This is a genomic window from Allobosea sp. NPDC055332, assembly GCF_053645455.1.
Genome location: NZ_JBSHMO010000005.1, coordinates 639680 through 656437 on the forward strand (window position 1 = coordinate 639680; position 16758 = coordinate 656437).

At 67.3% G+C, this 16758-nt stretch carries 17 protein-coding genes and 1 pseudogene; 7 read left to right on the forward strand and 11 right to left on the reverse strand.

All coding sequences use genetic code 11. The features are described from left to right. Window positions 1-76 precede the first annotated feature (76 nt). Entirely contained in the window at window positions 77-652 is a 576-nt protein-coding gene (locus ACWIGM_RS28535) for a hypothetical protein (protein ID WP_454029344.1), read from the forward strand. A 15-nt stretch (window positions 653-667) separates the two neighbouring features. Here the strand turns inward: ACWIGM_RS28535 and ACWIGM_RS28540 are convergent, their stop codons facing one another. The 4 genes and pseudogenes from ACWIGM_RS28540 to ACWIGM_RS28555 all read right to left on the reverse strand — a co-directional run bounded on the left by ACWIGM_RS28540 (window position 668) and on the right by ACWIGM_RS28555 (window position 4814). Continuing rightward, window positions 668-2404 (reverse strand): hypothetical protein, encoded by a 1737-nt coding sequence (locus ACWIGM_RS28540; protein WP_454029345.1) that lies wholly within the window; start codon window positions 2402-2404, stop codon window positions 668-670. A gap of 161 nt (window positions 2405-2565) precedes the next feature. Beyond that, window positions 2566-3057, reverse strand: a complete 492-nt coding sequence (locus ACWIGM_RS28545; RefSeq protein WP_454029346.1) for a glycine zipper domain-containing protein — start codon at window positions 3055-3057, stop codon at window positions 2566-2568. 329 nt (window positions 3058-3386) lie between these two features. Continuing rightward, window positions 3387-4472 (reverse strand): annotated as a pseudogene (locus tag ACWIGM_RS28550) (cytochrome P450); the annotation flags it as partial. Window positions 4473-4484: 12 nt separating this feature from the next. Then, window positions 4485-4814, reverse strand: a complete 330-nt coding sequence (locus tag ACWIGM_RS28555; RefSeq protein ID WP_454029347.1) for a hypothetical protein — start codon at window positions 4812-4814, stop codon at window positions 4485-4487. Between the two features lie 206 nt (window positions 4815-5020). Between ACWIGM_RS28555 and ACWIGM_RS28560 the strand changes: the two genes are divergently transcribed. Next, the gene (locus ACWIGM_RS28560) at window positions 5021-5302 is read left to right on the forward strand and encodes a hypothetical protein (protein WP_454029348.1); all 282 of its coding nucleotides are present in this window, start codon (window positions 5021-5023) and stop codon (window positions 5300-5302) included. A gap of 85 nt (window positions 5303-5387) precedes the next feature. Here the strand turns inward: ACWIGM_RS28560 and cueR are convergent, their stop codons facing one another. From cueR to ACWIGM_RS28595, 7 genes are all read right to left on the reverse strand, one after another. Continuing rightward, window positions 5388-5780, reverse strand: coding sequence for a Cu(I)-responsive transcriptional regulator (gene cueR, locus ACWIGM_RS28565; RefSeq protein WP_454029349.1), 393 nt, complete (start codon window positions 5778-5780; stop codon window positions 5388-5390). Beyond that, window positions 5777-8311: a heavy metal translocating P-type ATPase gene (locus ACWIGM_RS28570; protein ID WP_454029350.1), complete on the reverse strand. Its 2535-nt coding sequence runs from the start codon at window positions 8309-8311 to the stop codon at window positions 5777-5779. The genes cueR and ACWIGM_RS28570 overlap by 4 nt, the downstream gene beginning before the upstream one ends. Before the next feature lie 153 nt (window positions 8312-8464). Beyond that, window positions 8465-9046, reverse strand: coding sequence for an NUDIX hydrolase (locus ACWIGM_RS28575; protein ID WP_454029351.1), 582 nt, complete (start codon window positions 9044-9046; stop codon window positions 8465-8467). 95 nt (window positions 9047-9141) lie between these two features. After that, window positions 9142-9531, reverse strand: a complete 390-nt coding sequence (locus ACWIGM_RS28580; RefSeq protein ID WP_454029352.1) for a c-type cytochrome — start codon at window positions 9529-9531, stop codon at window positions 9142-9144. 83 nt (window positions 9532-9614) lie between these two features. Next, window positions 9615-10478, reverse strand: coding sequence for an alpha/beta fold hydrolase (locus ACWIGM_RS28585; RefSeq protein ID WP_454029353.1), 864 nt, complete (start codon window positions 10476-10478; stop codon window positions 9615-9617). Continuing rightward, window positions 10475-10648 carry a hypothetical protein gene (locus tag ACWIGM_RS28590; RefSeq protein WP_454029354.1) on the reverse strand — a complete coding sequence of 58 codons (174 nt, stop codon included), beginning with the start codon at window positions 10646-10648 and terminating at the stop codon, window positions 10475-10477. The genes ACWIGM_RS28585 and ACWIGM_RS28590 overlap by 4 nt, the downstream gene beginning before the upstream one ends. Before the next feature lie 150 nt (window positions 10649-10798). After that, on the reverse strand, window positions 10799-11386 hold the full coding sequence (locus ACWIGM_RS28595) for a helix-turn-helix domain-containing protein (protein WP_454029355.1): 588 nt from the start codon (window positions 11384-11386) through the stop codon (window positions 10799-10801). Window positions 11387-11522: 136 nt separating this feature from the next. On the opposite strand from ACWIGM_RS28595, the gene ACWIGM_RS28600 reads away from it, so the two are divergent. The 5 genes from ACWIGM_RS28600 (at window position 11523) to ACWIGM_RS28620 (ending at window position 16653) form a co-directional block, all read left to right on the forward strand. After that, complete coding sequence (locus ACWIGM_RS28600; protein WP_454029356.1) at window positions 11523-12278, forward strand: ABC transporter substrate-binding protein; 756 nt, start codon at window positions 11523-11525, stop codon at window positions 12276-12278. Between the two features lie 95 nt (window positions 12279-12373). Beyond that, on the forward strand, window positions 12374-13036 hold the full coding sequence (locus tag ACWIGM_RS28605; protein ID WP_454029357.1) for an amino acid ABC transporter permease: 663 nt from the start codon (window positions 12374-12376) through the stop codon (window positions 13034-13036). Then, window positions 13033-13764: an amino acid ABC transporter ATP-binding protein gene (locus ACWIGM_RS28610; RefSeq protein WP_454029358.1), complete on the forward strand. Its 732-nt coding sequence runs from the start codon at window positions 13033-13035 to the stop codon at window positions 13762-13764. The genes ACWIGM_RS28605 and ACWIGM_RS28610 overlap by 4 nt, the downstream gene beginning before the upstream one ends. Window positions 13765-13775: 11 nt before the next feature. After that, window positions 13776-15077 (forward strand): NAD(P)/FAD-dependent oxidoreductase, encoded by a 1302-nt coding sequence (locus ACWIGM_RS28615; RefSeq protein WP_454029359.1) that lies wholly within the window; start codon window positions 13776-13778, stop codon window positions 15075-15077. 31 nt (window positions 15078-15108) lie between these two features. Continuing rightward, window positions 15109-16653: a xylulokinase gene (locus ACWIGM_RS28620; RefSeq protein ID WP_454029360.1), complete on the forward strand. Its 1545-nt coding sequence runs from the start codon at window positions 15109-15111 to the stop codon at window positions 16651-16653. Window positions 16654-16758: the final 105 nt, after the last annotated feature.

The following is a 16758-nucleotide window of genomic DNA, read 5'->3' on the forward strand; positions in this document are numbered from 1 at the left end:
CGGTCGTGACTTGCGAAACCTGCCTGACCGGCCTGCCGGAGAGGGCGGTGTAAATGCTGAGACGGAGCGTGGGGCAATGACGGTAGAAACGATTTGCTTCGCCGCCCTGCCATATGCCCTGCCGGCTGCGCTGGCTCAGGCGACGGCCGGCGAGGACGTCGCGAGCCGACGGCTGGTCTTGTCGGAAGCCTCCGGGACGGAGATGCATGAGGTCGAAGCGAGCTTCCTCGCGCCGCGTTCGCTGCCGCGACTGTTCCGCGAGCCGTCTCAGGCCGGTTCGGAAGCGCAAACGACGCTCGCCAGCGCCGATCGGCTGATCATTCTTCTGCCAGCCGGCCGCTATGACGATGGTGTCTGGGCGCCGATCATCGAGCGCATCCTGCTCGGACTCGATGTGGCTGCGACGCGTCCCCGCGAGATCGCCTTCGCCTGGAGCGGGCTCGAGCCCTTCCTGGCTCCCTTCGGGCGCCGCGCGCAGGACGTCTGGAGCGATCCGCGCCTCGTGCCGTCCCTGCTCGAGGTGCTGGAGCGCTCGGCGCGCTCCCTCACCACCGTGCTCGATACAGCCAAGGATGTCCGTCGCGGCCTGATCCGGTTCGAAACCGCTGGCGAGGGAACGGGGCCGGCGCAGGCGGCGCTCGCGCTGGCCTGAAAGCATCGCTGGCGACTACTTCCAGACCAGGGCGTTGGCGAGGTCGCGCCGGCCGCATTCCAGCGACATGGCATTGACGGCGGCGCGATAGCCCTGCAGCGAATAGATCACATGGGCCGGCCGGCCATCAGGCGCGGTGCCCCTGATCTCGAGCGTCGTGCCTCTGTTGTAGCCCGCGACCGCGTCCATATCGAGGATCGGCTGGCCGTTCGAGCCCTGCTTCATTGGGCGGATGAAGTTGCCCGCCGTGGTCGGGGCTGCATTGAGCCGGCGCACCATGCCACCGCCCTCCCTGATCACCGCCTCGAACGGGGCGCCCGGCTTGTAGTAGCGCTTGTCCTCGATCAGGTGCTGCAGCTCGCCCGTGCCGGCGCTGCCGGCCTGCAGCAGGATGAACGGTGCCTGTTCGCGCCAGTAGCGCGGTCCGGCCTCCTGTGCGGCGGTATAGGCGAAGCAGGTGCGCTGGCCGGTGCGCGGGTCCTCCGAGACGCTGGCGTACCAGTCCTGGAAGCGGCGCAGCAGCCTGCCCGGCGCTTCGGGCATCAGCATGTCGTTGGTGTCGACGGCGCGGGCCCGCAGCTGGAAGTCCTGTGCGACAGGGCCGGCGCTGGCGACCCGGATCGTGTATTCGCCGGGCCCGAGCTTGTAGCGCCGCAGGTTCGGGCGGCTCGGATTGGCGATATGGATCGTCTTCAGCACGACGTTGTTGCGGCCCAAGACGTCGACAGGGACGGCCGGGTGAGGTCCGCGGACGCTGCCGGTCGGAATGTCGACCTCGACATAGGATTCCTGCGCGACCAGGAAGGGATATTGCTGCAGAGCCCTGCCGCCTTCGATCCGCACATTGACCCGCAGCGGCGTCTGGTCGAGCCGCGGCGTCTGGGCAGTTGGGCCGAGCGCCGTCCACTGCTGCATCGTCGGCAATTCGTCGAGCGTGACGAGGCCGTCCTCGGAGACCGGCGTCGTGTTCCGGCGATTGACGCTGACCGAGATCCGATAGCCCAGCGGGCGTGGATCGACCGTGACCATCCCGTCCCAGCGCTTGTCCTCGGTACCGGACGGATCATGCGCGATGACGAGCGTGACGTGGCGCTCGGCTCGGATCTTGGTTTCCTTCTCCTCGGCGTTCTGCTTGCTGAGCGCCCGCGCCATCTTGTCCGAGAAGTACCCCTGCCACCCTTCGGTGACGGGCAGGCCGCTCAGCATCCGGACCGACAGGGTCAACGGGTTCGAGGTGTCGACCGAGGCCGCCCAGACGCCGGCGGCGACCTTGTTGAAGAGCTCGTCGGTCGAGGTGTACTCCTCGCCGATGAAATCCTGCGAGACGGTGAAGGGGTCGAGGCTCGGCGAGCAGCTCTCGTAACCGTTCCAGCCATGCGCCGACAGATTGAAGCGTGCCGCCGCGCCGGCCTTCTGGCCGGAGGCGCGGATCTCAAGCTGGATCTTGCTGAGCTGTTCCTTGTTGTCGCCGGCGAGCGGGTTGTCGAGAACGCCGGTGTCGACGATGCCCTTGATCGGGTCGAGGTCGAGCCAGGGCGCCATCGAGACGCCGGGAATGTTCGAGAATGCAGCCCGGATTTGCTGCATGATGTTGTTGCCCTGATCGGTGGTGAAGGCATCGCGCGTCGCAGGGCGCGACGCGATGCCGATCGTGACCGGCAGCTTCAGCTGCGGGCATTGCTGCTGGATGCGCTGCCAGAGCAGCTGGGCGGCGGAGCCGAACGGGTTGTACGGATCGAACCCCGGCATCATCTGCGTCTGCGCCGTAGCCCCCACCGGCGATGCTGCCGCAAGGCAGGCAACCGTCAGGCAGAGGATTCGTCTCGTCAGCGCTTGAGCAGTCATCTCGGTTCGGTACTCGTGGGGCCCTCCCTCGCGGACGAGGGAGGGCCGGTTCGCGTTTCGCCAGCGGCTCAGATGCCGGAGGCTTCGTTGGTCGCCAGGTTGACCTCGACCGTATCCGTGCCGGCGGCCTTGCCTTCGCGGGTTACGCTGCGCTCGACGACGCGGATGCGCTGGCCCTGGCTGTTGTTGTAGGTGCGCACCGTGCGGGCGCGGACGGTGACGTCCTGGCCGCTCGAATTGCGGAAGCGCTGGGTGTTCGACCCGCCCGAGCGCGCGGCGATGTAGGCCGCCTCGCGAGCGCGCTCCTTCTCGATCGCGTCGGCGATGACGAGGCCGGCCACGCCGCCGATCAGGGCGCCGATCGCTGCGCCGCGCCAGCCACCGGCCGCGCCGCCGATCAGCGCACCGGCGCCGGCGCCCAACGCGCCGCCCGCGGCGACACGTTCCTGCGAACCGGTGCAGCCGCCGAGCGCAAGGGCGCCCACGACGAGAATGGTTCCGGCCTTCATGGTCTTGGCATGCATCACGTCACCCCAGTAAAGGTTGTTTCCAAAATCCATGGCGCCTGCAATTCTGGTAGCCCTTGCACCCGACTGAGCCAGTTTCGCAAAACCGGGCAGGACCATATGGCGCCACACCCGGCATCTGTTCCATATTGGCCTTTTTTGGGCAAGTGCTGCTGCAGTTTGTCACGATTCCGACAATCTTTAAAATGTTCGCGCTCCAGAACCCCGGTCAAAAGCCAAGAAAAACCGGGATTGGCAGGCTGTTGCGCAGACGCTGCTCCGCAGCATCGGCCGCTGCTGGCGTGACATCTTTAAAAAACCAAAGGTTCATCTTTAACGCTTTTCCGGCAGCTGTGGTTAATTCGCCGCGGTCCGTTATATCGTCACCGTAATGCGTGCCGTGCAGTCAGGCGCATCGGCATCCCGTCGCGCGGCCGCAATGTGATACGCTGCACCGGCATCGGCGCTGCGTCGCCGGCATGATCGAAGCGCAACTGCCGGAGCAGCGTGGCGAGCACGATCACCGCCTCCACCATGGCGAATTGCTGGCCGATGCAGACCCTTGGGCCGGCGCCGAACGGCAGATAGGCGTAGCGCGGAATGGCCTCGCGGGCGCCGGGCAGGAAGCGCTCGGGCCGGAAGCGGTCAGGCGCCTCCCAGAGCGTCTCATGTCGATGCAGGAGATAGGGCGACACCACGACCAGCGCCCCCTTCGGGATGGCGCAGCGGCCTGCTGCGACATCGTCGGCCAGCGCCGTGCGCGACAATGAGGGCACTGGCGGGTACAGCCGCATCGCTTCCTCGATCACGGCGCGGGTGAGCGCCAGGCGCTCGCCCGCCAGGGCGGCGCCGGCGAGATCGTCGCCGGCCGCATCGACCTCCGCCTCCAGCGCATCGCGCACATCCGGTGCGAGCGAGATGAGATAGAGCGACCAGGTCAGGGCGTTGGCCGTTGTCTCGTGGCCGGCGCCGATGAATGTGACGATGTTGGCACCGACTTCGGCCTCGCTGAGTCCGGTTCCGGTCTCGGGATCGCGCGCCGCGAGCAGGGCATCGAGCAGGTCCGGCCTCTCCGGCCGCCTGCTGCCGCCGGCATGCAGCTCCTGCCGTGCCGCGATGATCGCCTTGACCTGCGCTTCGAAGAAGCCGATCGCCGGCCGCGCCATCCAGCGGCCGATGCGCGGCAGCCAGGCCGGTGCGCCGAGCACGTCGAGCGGATCGATCCGTCCCTGCGTCTCGAAATAGCGGGTCAAGGCCTTGCCGAAGGCGTCGGCACCGCCGGCGATCGCGTTCGAGAACATCGTCTCGGCCAGGATATCGTAGGTCACCCGGGTCATGTCGGCTGAGACGTCGACGACGCGGCTGCTGCGCCGGCGCAGCATGCGGGCGACCGTCCGCTCGGCCGGCGCCGTCATGCGCTGCGCAAGCGCCGCGACCGAGCGCGGCGTGAACAGCGGCGCCAGCGTCCGCCGTGCCCGCTTCTAGGCCTCGCCCTCGGCGGTCAGCAGCCCTTCGCCGAGTCCGGGCGCGAGGATGGTGCGCTGGAGATCGTCCTTGCGGTAGTTCGCCGCGTTCTCGACCAGCACATGCCGGATGACGTCCGGGTCGGAGACGACGACGCCATAGCCGAAAAGCCCTTCGCCGGCGACGATCGGCTCGCGAAAGTGGCGCGTCCGCCAGATTGTCAGCGGGTTGCGCCGCAGGCGCAGCAGCAATTCGAGCCGGCCGAACTCATGATCTTCCGGCTCGGGGGCTGGCGGGCGACGCCGGCGGGCCTGCGCTGCCGACATGGCTGCATCCGCTGCAATCATGGGTCTCTCCTGGCAAGGCCGAAACCAAGTGGGCGAGCTGGGCGGAACCGGCCCTGACGGCGACAATCTCTTGCCGGTTTTAGGCATTCCGAAGGCGCAAGCCCTGTGCCAGCCGCTCTGCGATTGTTGCATTGCAGAGAATAATGCAGCGCAATCTTGTGCAGTGCACAATAAGTGCTATTTTAGGCGTCCAAGGAGCCATTGAGATGCCCGAGTACAAGAATCCTCCTCCGCGCGTCCTGCGCCCACGCGTCGAACTGCCGACTCTGGAAGAGGCAGTGACAGCGGCGCAGTGCATGAGCGATTCGCCGGAACACCAGGCCGAGCTCGCCGCTCAATTGATGGGCGTGCCGGTTGCCGAGGTGGTGCCGCTGATCCGCAAGGCTGCGCACCGCACCACGGTGATGACACCGAACCGTTCCGTCGTTGTCGTTCGCCGGCCGACCCGTACCTTCTCGCCGCGCCTCGCCGAGGCGATGCGGCGCTGAACGGCGCTGCCGACGACGTTATTCTTCCCGTATCGGCGAATGCCGGGGGCCTGGAAAGGCCTCCGGCATTTTGCTTTTGGAGCGCTCAGCTCGTCGCGCCGATCTTGTCGAGGATCGGGCAGTCCGGCCGCTTGTCGCCATGGCAATGGCTGGCGAGATGGCGCAGCGTCGCTGCCATTGCCTGCAGCGCCGCGGCCTTCTCCTCCAGCTCCGCGACATGCTTCAGCGCCAGCGATTTCACGTCGGCGCTTGCCCGCGAGCGGTCGCGCCAGAGCGCCAGCAACGCCCCGGTCTCGTCGACCGAGAAGCCGAGGCTGCGGGCGCGGCGCACGAAACGCAGCGTATGGACATTCGGCTCGGCATAGACCCGGTAACCCGATTGCGAGCGCGCCGGCGGTTCGATCAGCCCGATCTGCTCGTAATAGCGGATCATCTTGGCGCTGACGCCGGAGGCTTCGGCGGCTTGTCCGATGTTCATCCCATCCTCCCGAAGGCCGGGGCCGAGTTCGGCGCCGCGGTGGTGTCCTGCCGCGCCGCGAAGCGGCGCAGCCTCAGTGCGTTGGCCAGCACGCTGACGCTGGAGAACGCCATGGCGAAGCTGGCGAAGACCGGCGACATCAACACGCCCCAGAGTGGGTAGAGCGCGCCAGCCGCGACCGGGATCAGCAGTACATTGTAGCCGAAGGCCCAGCCGAGATTCTGGCGGATGTTGGTCATCGTCGCCTTGGACAGGCCGATCGCCTCGGGCACGTGGCGCAGGTCGCCGGAGATCAGGACGATGTCGGCGCTCTCGATGGCGATGTCGGTGCCGGCACCCATGGCGATGCCGATATCGGCCTGGGCCAGCGCCGGCGCATCGTTGATGCCGTCGCCGACGAAGGCGACCTTGCCGCCATTGGACTGCAGCCGCTTGACGATCGCGGCCTTGTCGGTCGGCAGCACCTCCGCTTCGACAGCGTCGATGCCGAGCCGGGTTGCGATCGCCTCGGCGGTGGCGCGGTTGTCGCCGGTCACCATGACGATGCGCAGGCCGAGCGTCTTGAGCGCGGAAATCGCAGCCGATGTGCCAGGCTTGACCTGATCCGCGACGGTGACGAGCCCGGCGAGCCTGCCCTCGACCGCGACATAGAGCGGGCTCTCGCCCTCGCAGGCGAAGGCGGCTGCCTTGTCGGCCAGGCCGCCGAGAGCGATGTTCCGCTGTGCCATTAGCTTCTGCGAGCCGACCAGGACGTCGCGACCGTCGACCTGGGCCGAGATTCCGAGGCCGGGCTCGGCCGCAAAGCCGGCGGCCGGCGCGAGCGCAAGACCGCGCCGCTTCGCTTCCGCGACGATCGCCTCGGCGGAAGGATGTTCCGAGGCACTCTCCGCTGAGGCGGCAAGGCGCAGCGCTTCCGCCTCGGTGAAGCCCTCGGCGGCGATAAAGCGAGTCATCTCGGGCCGGCCCTTGGTCAAAGTGCCGGTCTTGTCGAAGGCGATGGTCGAGACCTCGCTCAGGCCCTGCAGCGCCGCGCCCTGGCGGAACAGGATGCCGAGTTCGGCAGCGCGGCCGGTACCGACCATGATCGAGGTCGGTGTCGCCAGGCCCATGGCGCAGGGGCAGGCGACGATCAGCACCGCGACCGCGTTGACCAGTGCGTAGGTCAAAGCGGGCGAGGGCCCGAAGGCGAGCCAGGCTGCGAAGGTCATGAGCGCGACGGCGATCACCGCCGGCACGAACCAGTTGGTGACGCGATCGACCAGCGCCTGGATCGGCAGCTTGGCGCCTTGAGCCTGCTCGACCATGCGCAGGATCTGGGCGAGCAGCGTATCGGCGCCGACCTTCTCGGCCCGGAAGCGCAGTGACCCATTGCGGTTGATCGTGCCGCCGATCACAGCCGAGCCGGCGCTCTTGTGCGCCGGTGCCGGCTCGCCCGTCACCATCGCCTCGTCGACATACGACGCGCCCTCGACGACCTCGCCGTCGACCGGGATCTTCTCGCCCGGCCGGACCAGAACGAGATCGCCGACCCGGACATGCTCGATCGCGATCTCGCTCTCGACGCCGTCGCGCAGCACGCGGGCCGAGCGCGCCTGCAATTGCACCAGCCGCTTGATCGCCTCGCTGGTCCGCCCCTTGGCCCTGGCCTCGAACCAGCGACCGAGCAGGATCAGCGTGACGATCACCGCTCCGGTCTCGAAATAGGTGTAGTCGGTGCCGGCCGGCAGCCAGTCGGGCGCGAAGGTCGCGACGACGGAATAGGCATAGGCCGCGCCGGCGCCGAGCATGACCAGCGCGTTCATGTCGGGCGCTCCGCGCAGCAGCGCCGGCCAGCCCTTCAGGAAGAAGCGCAGGCCCGGCCCGAACAGAACGATGCTGGTGAGGCCGAAGGCAATGAGCTTCAGCACGAAGGCGTCGACGCGGGCATAGAGCCAGTGATGGAAGGTCTCGCTCAGATGCGGGCCCATTTCGAGGATCATCAGCGGCAAGGTCGCCAGCGCTGCGATGATGACCGCGCGGAACAAGGCGCTCTGCTCGGCTTCACGGCGCACAGCGGCGGCATCGCCATCGTCGCTGCGGCTCTCGCCGAGGGGCCTGGCTTCGTAACCGGCGATGGAGACTGCTGCTACGAGCGCCGGCGTGATGGCGCCATCGGCGACGCGCACGGTCGCGCGCTCCGTCGCGAGGTTGACCTCGGCTCCCAGTACGCCCGGCACGGCGCGCAAGGCCTTCTCGACCCGGCCGACGCAGGAGGCGCAGGTCATGCTCGAGATCGCCAGGGTGATGTCGGTCGCGCCCGGCTCGTAGCCGGCGCCGCGGATCGCTTCCGCGATCGTAACAGTCTGCGCTCCGGCGAGCGTCACGCGCGCCTTGCCGGTCGCCAGGTTGACCTCTGCTCCGCTCACGCCGGGGACGGCGGTGATCGCCTTTTCAACCCGCCCGACGCAGGACGCGCAGGTCATCCCGTCGACAGGAATATCGATCACGCTATGCCCGGTCGCGGGCGCTTCATGCTTCGCATGCATCGTCATGACGCATCACCTTCCTTCTCTCGTTGGAAGATGGCTACACCTTCCCATCATGGGAAGGTCAAGCGGCTGAATTTAGATTGCACTGGCCCTGCAGAATCGGCTGGCGGGCGCTGTTTGCTGACGATGGCTAGCAGGGATCAGAAGGCTCCGGCTTCAGGCTTTGCCGAATGTCAGGCTGCGCAGGATCGCCCCGAGCGCCGGTTCGTCGACGAGATCGGCGGCATCGGCCTGGGTGAACCATTGGCTGCGGCGCTGGTCCTGCTCGGGCCAGCTTGGGAGCTGGTCATTCACGGCGAGCGGATAGAGCCGGACCTTGCACAGCACGAAATCGCGCGTGCGCCGCTTCCAGTAGGTATAACGGCCGACGGGCTTCTTGCCGACCTCGCCGACCAGTCCGGCCTCCTCCATGGCTTCGCGCGCGGCGGCCTCGTGGCCCTTCAGCCCGCGGATCGGCCAGCCCTTCGGCACGATCCAGCGCTGCGTCTCGCGCGTGGTCACCAGCATGATTTCGACAGCACCGTCTGCCCGGTGCCGATAGGGTATGGCACCGATCTGAACCTTTGGTTCCGCGGCACGCTTCTGAGCGTCCGCCTTTGCTGCCCTCGCCGACTTCCCCATGCTCCCTCCGGCGGCAGCATATGGTGATTCGGCCGGCGACTCGCCAGGGATTTTTGTAGCCGGCAAATTCTTTTCTGAACAACGTAGCAGATATCGACCGATGCGCAGTTCCCGCATCGGTCTGTGTCCTTGCCGGCTCTGGCAGATCTTGTGAGTGATGGGCCGGGACAGTTGGTAGGCGGCGTCAGTTCCCTTGACGCGGCGCCTCAATCTCAGAGTTTCTTACCGTCCTTGCCGAACTGCTTGAGGAAGGCGGTGAGATCCGCGATCTCTTTTTCGTTCTTGATGCCGGCGAAGATCATCTTGGTGCCGGGGATCTTGGCCTTGGGATCCTTGATGTATTCGGCGAAGACCGCCTCGTCCCAGGTGATGTTTGCGCCCTTGTTGGCGGTCGAATAGCTGTAGCCCTCGACCTCGCCGGTATGCCGACCAAACAGGCCATTGAGCTGCGGGCCGACCAGGTTCTTGGCGCCCTCACCGATCTGGTGGCAGGCGCGGCACTTGTTCCAGGAACGCTCACCGGCAGAGACGTCCTGCGCCTGGGCGGGGGAAGCGGTCGCCGCGGCAAGGGCGAGCAGGGTAGCGCTGGCAAGCAGTCTCATCGGGTCGTCTCTCCTAGCTTAGACTCCTTCTGAGATAGCGCAGCCCGCTCCTTTGGATACGGGGCAGTTCGTCGCGGCCGCGGTTACAGAGCTCCGATCCATTCGGCCACATTGGCGGTGAAGGCGTCGGGCCGCGAAATCGGAAAGTAGTGCCCGCCTGTATCGAGCAGGGTCTTGCGGGCTCCGGGCATGGCCGCGGCGAGTTCCTCCTGCAGGAAGGCAGGGACGATCATATCGTCGCGCGCGCCGAGGATCAGTGTCGGCGCAGCGATCTCTCCAGCCCAGCCCGAAGCATCGAAGGCGCGCAGCGCGCCAATGCGTTCGCGCACGATCTGCTTCGCTTCCGGCGTGTCCGGCGCGGTCGCGACCGCTGTCTCGTAGACGCTCCAGTGCGCTTCGAGCCAGGTCGGCGGATAGGTCATCAGCGCCGCGCTCGCCGCATAGGCACGCGGATGCTGGTCGAGGATGGCGAGGCGGGTCTCGAACAGCGCAGTCATGTAGCGATTCTGCCTCAGCCAGCTGCCGCTGACGATGAGCCCGTCGAACCGGTCCGGCGCCTGACGCGCTAGCGACAGGCCGATGCAGCCACCGGTCGAGTGCCCGAGCACCGTGGCGCGGTCGACGCCGGCGGCGTCGAGCACGGCGAGACAGTCCTTGGCCAGCTGGTCGATCGTGCAGGGCGCGCTGCCGCGATCGCTGGTGCCGATGCCACGCTGATCGAAGCGCAGCACCCGGAAGGAGCGGGCGAGCGTCGCGGCATTGTCGTCCCAGAAAGCGGTGCTGCCGGCGAGCCCGCTGACCAGCAGCAGCGGTCGTCCCTGGCCCTGCGACAGCGCGCGCAGCACGGCGCCATCCGGCAGCGTCACCCGAATCTCGCCGTTGATCGCGACCCCGTCTGTTGAAGCCGCACCGGAATGGTCGTGCTGGTGCCGTCGCGCTTGTGTCATGGTTGCTCGTCCTCTGGCGCGGTAAGGCTGGTTGTCTGTCCGGGAGGGAAGGGGCGATCGTCCAGCGCGCGCGAGATCGGCGCCTTGATCTGGATCACATGGTCGACGCGCCGCTGCGGCTCGTATCCGGAGCCGAACGGGACGGTCCTGCTGGCGGCTTGCCCGGCCATGCCGACCTCCCTTGCGTTTCCCCACACGACTGATCGTGCCGGGGGAGGCGGTGTTGTCCAGCCGCCTTTCTTCATGGCGGCATTGGCTTAGACGCAGATCGGGCTATAGGAAAAGTCTATTGTTATGCATTTCATGCATGGCGATGTCGCCTACAGGCAGTTGACCCAGAGCACGCGGGTGACGCCGTCATGCTGGTTGGCGAAGCGATGCGGGCGCGAGGAGAGGAAGCGGAAGCTGTCGCCTTCGCGCATGACCCAGCTTTCGTTCTCGACGTTGAGCAGCATGGTGCCGCTGAGCACGAGGCCGGCTTCCTCACCATTATGGATATAGTGCTCGTCGCCGGTGCTGGCGCCGGGCTCCATCTCGACGATGAAGAGGTTGAGCTTGGCGCCCTCGGCCTGCGGGGTCAGCAACTGCTTGCGGATGCCGGAGCGCCAGAGCTGCAATTCGCCGCGGTCAGCCTGGCGCACGATGGTGGCGGTCGGGTCGGCCTGGCGGGAATCGGCGGGGAACAGATCCGAGATCGCGGTGCCCAATGCGTCGGCAACGGCGGCGAGTACACGCAGCGTCGGCGAGGACAGGCCGCGTTCGATCTGGCTGAGAAAGCCGATGGACAGGCCGGTGCGGCTCGCGAGCTCCTCCAGCGACAGCCGGCGCGCACGCCTCAGTTGACGCAGGCGGGCGCCGATCTCGCGATCGACATGCAGATGCGGCAGGTCGGCGGCAGGCAGGCTCATCGCGATTCCTTCATCGCTTATTTCATGTGCATGAAAATCGCTTGCCGGCAAGATCGCCCTATGCTCGTATCTTCATGCTCATGAAAATACGAGCCGGCGCCCGCCTGGGCGTATGGACAAATGAGGGGACATTGCCATGGAACGCCGGATCTTCCTGACCCTATTGGCTGGAGGCGCTGTCGCCGCTTCCATATCGCCGGCTGCCGCACAATCCGTCCTCAAGGTCGGCTCGACGCCGACCGGCATGCCGTTCACCTTTCTCGACACCAAGACCAACACCATCGAAGGCGTGATGGTCGACCTGGTCAGGGCGATCGCGGTGGCTTCGGACCTCAAGGTCGAGGTCGAGGGCATGCAGTTCTCGACGCTGGTCGCCTCGCTCACCGCGAACAAGATCGATCTGATCTCGGCGGCGATGTACATCACCCCGGCCCGCAAGGAGGTGATCGACTTCTCCGACCCGATCTACACCTATGGCGAGGGCCTGCTCGTCCCGGCCGCGGACAAGAAGGACTATGTCGAGCTCGCCGACATGAAGGGCTACACGGTCGGCGCCCAGATCGGCACCGCCTATGTCGAGGCGCTCCAGAAGACCGGGCTGTTCCCTGAGGTGAAGCTCTACAAGACCTCGCCGGACATCCTCGCCGACGTCAATGCCGGTCGCGTCCAAGCCGCCTTCGCCGACGCGCCGATCATGGCCTACACGCTGAAGCAGGGGCAGTTCCCGAACGTCCGGCTGGTCAAGTCCTACAAGCCGATCATCACCGGTTCGGTCGGCATCGGCGTGCGCAAGAGCGACGGCGAGCTGCTGAAGAAGGTCAATGCCGGCCTCGCCAAGGTCAAGGCCGACGGCACGCTCGACAAGATCCTCGCCAAATGGGGGCTCGAATAAGCGAACCCACTGTGTCTGAGCCTCACCTCGCCGCTTCGCCGGCGGAGTGAAGGCCGCAGGCGTGTCCGAGATCATCCCAGCGACGCCGAACCCCAATGCAATCCTTCCTGCGCGACGCCGCCCAGTTCATGCCGCTGCTGCTGCAGGGGCTGAAGTTCACCATCCTCGTGACGCTCGGCTCGCTGGCGCTCTCCACCGTGCTCGGCCTAGTCTGGGCGCTGATGCGCGTTTCCGGCGTCGCCTGGCTCGCCTTCATCGCCAAGCTGGTCGTCAACACGCTGCGCGGCATCCCGATCCTGGTGCAGCTCTTCTATATCTACTTCGTCTTCCCCGAGTTCGGCCTCGCGCTGACCGCGCTGCAGGCGGCGATCCTAGGCCTCGGCATCGCCTATTCCGCCTATCAGGCCGAGAACTTCCGCGCCGGCATCGAGGCGATCGACCATGGCCAGGTCGAAGCGGCCCAGTCGATCGGCATGGGCTGGTTCCTGATGATGCGCCGGGTGATCCTGCCCCAGGCGGTCAAGGTCGTGCTGCCGCCCTATGGCAACATCATGATCATGATGCTGAAGGATTCCTCGCAAGCCTCGACCATCACCGTCGCGGAGCTGACCCTGCAGGGCTCGCTGCTGGCCTCCTCGACCTTCAAGAACATGACGGTCTACACGCTGGTGGCGCTGCTCTACCTCTCGATGAGCCTGCCGCTGATCGCCTTCGTCGGCTGGCTCGAACGCCGCTTCGGCAAGGGAGCCAGGCGATGATCGAGCTTTCCGGCGTCACCAAGAGCTTCGGCTCCCATCAGGTGCTGAAGGGCATCACCGGCAGCGTCCAGCGCGGCGAGGTCGTCTGCCTGATCGGCCCGTCCGGTTCCGGCAAATCGACGATCCTGCGCTGCATCAACGGGCTCGAATCCTATGATGGCGGCTCGATCACGGTCGATGGCGCCAGGGTCGATCGCACTGACCGCTCGATCGTCGGGATCCGCACCGCCATGGCGATGGTGTTCCAGCGCTTCAACCTGTTCCCGCACCGGACCGCGCTCGAGAACGTCGTCGAGGGGCCTATCCATGTGAAGAAGGAACCGGCCGCGCAGGCGCTGGAACGCGGCCGCGACCTGCTCGCCCGCGTCGGCCTCGCCGACAAGTTCGGCGCCTATCCGGCCCAGCTCTCTGGGGGCCAGATGCAGCGCGTCGCCATTGCTCGCGCGCTCGCCATGCAGCCCAAGGCGATCCTGTTCGACGAGCCGACCTCGGCGCTCGATCCGGAACTGGTCGGCGAGGTGCTCGGCGTGATGAAGAGCCTCGCCGAGGAGGGCATGACCATGCTGGTCGTCACTCACGAAATGGGTTTCGCCCGCGAGGTCGCCGACCGCGTGCTCTTCCTCGATGGCGGCGTCATCGTCGAGGAGGGCGCCGCCCGTGAGGTGCTGAGCGCACCGCGCAATCCGCGCACGCAGGACTTCCTCCGCCGCGTGCTCAAGCCGATCTGAGGGTTACCGCCATGGCCGAGCCGTTTCCGCTGCAACCCTCACTCTGGCATGCAACCGCCCCTGTTGCGCCGCAGACACCGCCGCTCGCGAGCGATGCCAAAGCCGACGTCTGCATCGTCGGCGCCGGCTATGCTGGCCTCTCGACTGCGCTGCACCTGGCCGAGGCCGGCGTCTCCGTCGTCGTGCTGGAAGCGCGCGAGCCGGGCTGGGGCGCGTCCGGCCGCAATGGCGGGCAGGTCATCCCCGGCATCAAATACGACCCCTCCGAGATCGTCTCCAAATATGGGCCTGAGGCGGGCGAGGCCTTGGTCTCCTTCGTCGGCTCGACCGCCGATCTCGTCTTCGGGCTGATCGAGAAACACGGCATGGACGTGCCGCATCACCGCGCCGGCTGGATCCAGGGCGCGCATACGCCGGCCATGGTCGAGACGGTGAAGCGCCGGGCCGACGAATGGGGCATGCGCGGCGTCGGCGCGCGCTTCCTCGACGCCGATGCGGTCGGCCGCCTGATCGGCACCGACCGCTATCTCGGCGGCTGGCTCGACCCGCGCGGCGGCGGCGTCCAGCCACTAGCCTATGCCCGCGGCCTCGCCCGTGCCGCGCTGAAGGCGGGCGCCGCGATCCACGGCCAGAGCCCGGTGACGGCCTTAAGCCGCAACGGTGGCAACTGGGTGGTACGCACAGCGCAGGGCGCCAGCGTCACCGCGCCGCGCGTGGTGATCGCGACCAACGGCTATACCGGCGACCTGATTCCGAAGCTGCGCCAGACGGTGATCCGGCCGAACTCCTTCATCGTCGCGACCGAGCCGCTATCCGACAATCTCGCCGGCACGATCCTGCCGGAAGGGCAGGTCACCTCCGACACCCGTCAGCTCCTGCTCTATTTCCGCAAGGACCACACCAACCGGCTGCTGATGGGCGGGCGCGGTCCGTTCCGCGAGCCACGCGACGCCGCCGACTGGGCCCATCTGGAGCGCGTCATCGGCAAGATGTACCCGCAGGCCAAGGGCGTCGGCTTCGATTATCGCTGGTGCGGCCGCGTCGCGCTGACCCGCGATTTCCTGCCGCATCTGCACGAGCCGGAGCCCGGCCTGCTCGTCGATATCGGCTGCATGGGCCGCGGCGTCGGTTTGCAGACGGCGATGGGCCGGGCGATGGCGCAGTATCTCTCGACCGGCGACCGGGCGAGCCTGCCTTTCCCGGTGACCTCGATCACGCCGCTGCCGCTGCATGCGCTGAACGAGCTCTACGTCTCCGCCATCATCGCCTGGTACCGCCTGACCGATGGCGGCATGAAGGACCGCGCCGCTTGACGCTCGCCGGTTCCTGACGCAGGGCGAGGACATGAGCATCGTCCTCGCCTGCGATCTCGGCGGCACCTCCTTCCGCGCCGCCCTCGTCGATGACACCGGCGCGATCCGCGCCCAGCACGCCATTGCCGGGCCGATGAGCCGCGACGATCGCTCGGGCGCTTCCGAGATCGATGCCGACGCCTGGTGGACGCTATTGGTCGAGGCTTGCGTTGCCCTGGCCAGCGAAGCACCGGTGCTGTTCGATGCGGTCGAGGCCGTCGCCATCTGTGGCGTCACTCGCACGCAGATCTTTCTCGACAGGGATGGCCGCTCTTTGCGTCCTGCCATGACCTGGAAGGATACGCGCGCCGACGGGCTCGCAGCGCGTTTGCGGGGAAGGCTCGACCCGGCTCATCCCGAAAGCGCCGCGGTGAATGCCTTCCATCCGCTCGCCCGCCTAGCCTGGCTGCGCGCGGACGACCCGGAAACCTTCGGCAAGCTCGCCTGCCTGCTCGATCCGAAGGACTATCTGAATTTCCGCCTGACCGGTCGGCAGGCCAGCGACCCTGTCTCGATGGCGCGATTGCTGGCTGCGGCCACCCAGCACGAAGGCCACGACCTGCTGGAGGCCGCGGGAATTCCGGCAGCCGTCTTGCCGGAGATGCTGGAGCCCTGGCAGCAGGTTGCCCTGGTCCAGTCCGGCCTGCCTGCGCCGCTTGGTCGTCTCGCCGGCAAGCCGGTGTTCTGCGCCTCGAACGATACCTGGGCGGCGGTGGTCGGTCTCGGCGCCATGCGCGATGGCTTCGCCTACAACATCTCCGGCACGACCGAGGTACTCGGCGTCGTCGGCCGCAAGCCGGCGCGGGCGGAGGGGCTACTCACCGTCGACTGGCGCGGCCTATTCCAACTCGGCGGCCCCAGCCAGACCGGCGCCGACACCATCTCCTGGCTGCTGGCTTTGCTCGGCCGCGAGAGCGCGACTGTCGGGCAGGAGATCGATGCACTGCTCGCCGGTCCGCGCCAGCCGCAGCCGCTGCTCTTCCTGCCCTACCTCCAGGGCGAGCGCGTGCCTTATTGGGACCCGTCCTTGCGGGGCGCGCTCATCGGTTTGAACCGCCGGCATGGGCCGACCGATCTCGCCTTCGCCGTGCTGGAGGGCGTCGCCTGCCTCAACCGGATTGTGCTGGAGCGGGCCGAAGCTGCTCTCGGCCGGGCTGCGACCGAAATCCGCTTCGGCGGCGGTGCAGCGGCCAATCCAGTCTGGAGCCAGATCAAGGCCGATCTCTGCGGGCGACCGGTCGTGGTCGCGGCCTCCCGCGAGCCCGGTCTGCTTGGCGCGGCGATCATCGCTTTCGCGGGGCTCGGCCGTTTCGCCTCTCTCGCGCAAGCACAGCAGAGGCTCGTCACTGTCGCGCATCGGTTCGAGCCCGATCCGGCCCGCAAGCCGGCCTATGACGCGCTCTTCGCTCTGTTCCGCCGGGCCGAGGCCGCGCTGGCGCCGATCTCGCGCGATCTCGTCGCGGCCGCGCAGGATGGCGGGCCGCTTGCCGGCCTCGCGCGCCATGCGTCTGTGGCCACGAGCCTGCACGCCGATTGACGTTGCGGCGGGTGAGCTGGCGTCTTACCCAATTGGAACGAGTTTCCAGAGAGAGGTCCATGTCGCCTTCGCGCCGCGTTGCCGCGTTCCGCCCCTCCGCCGTCG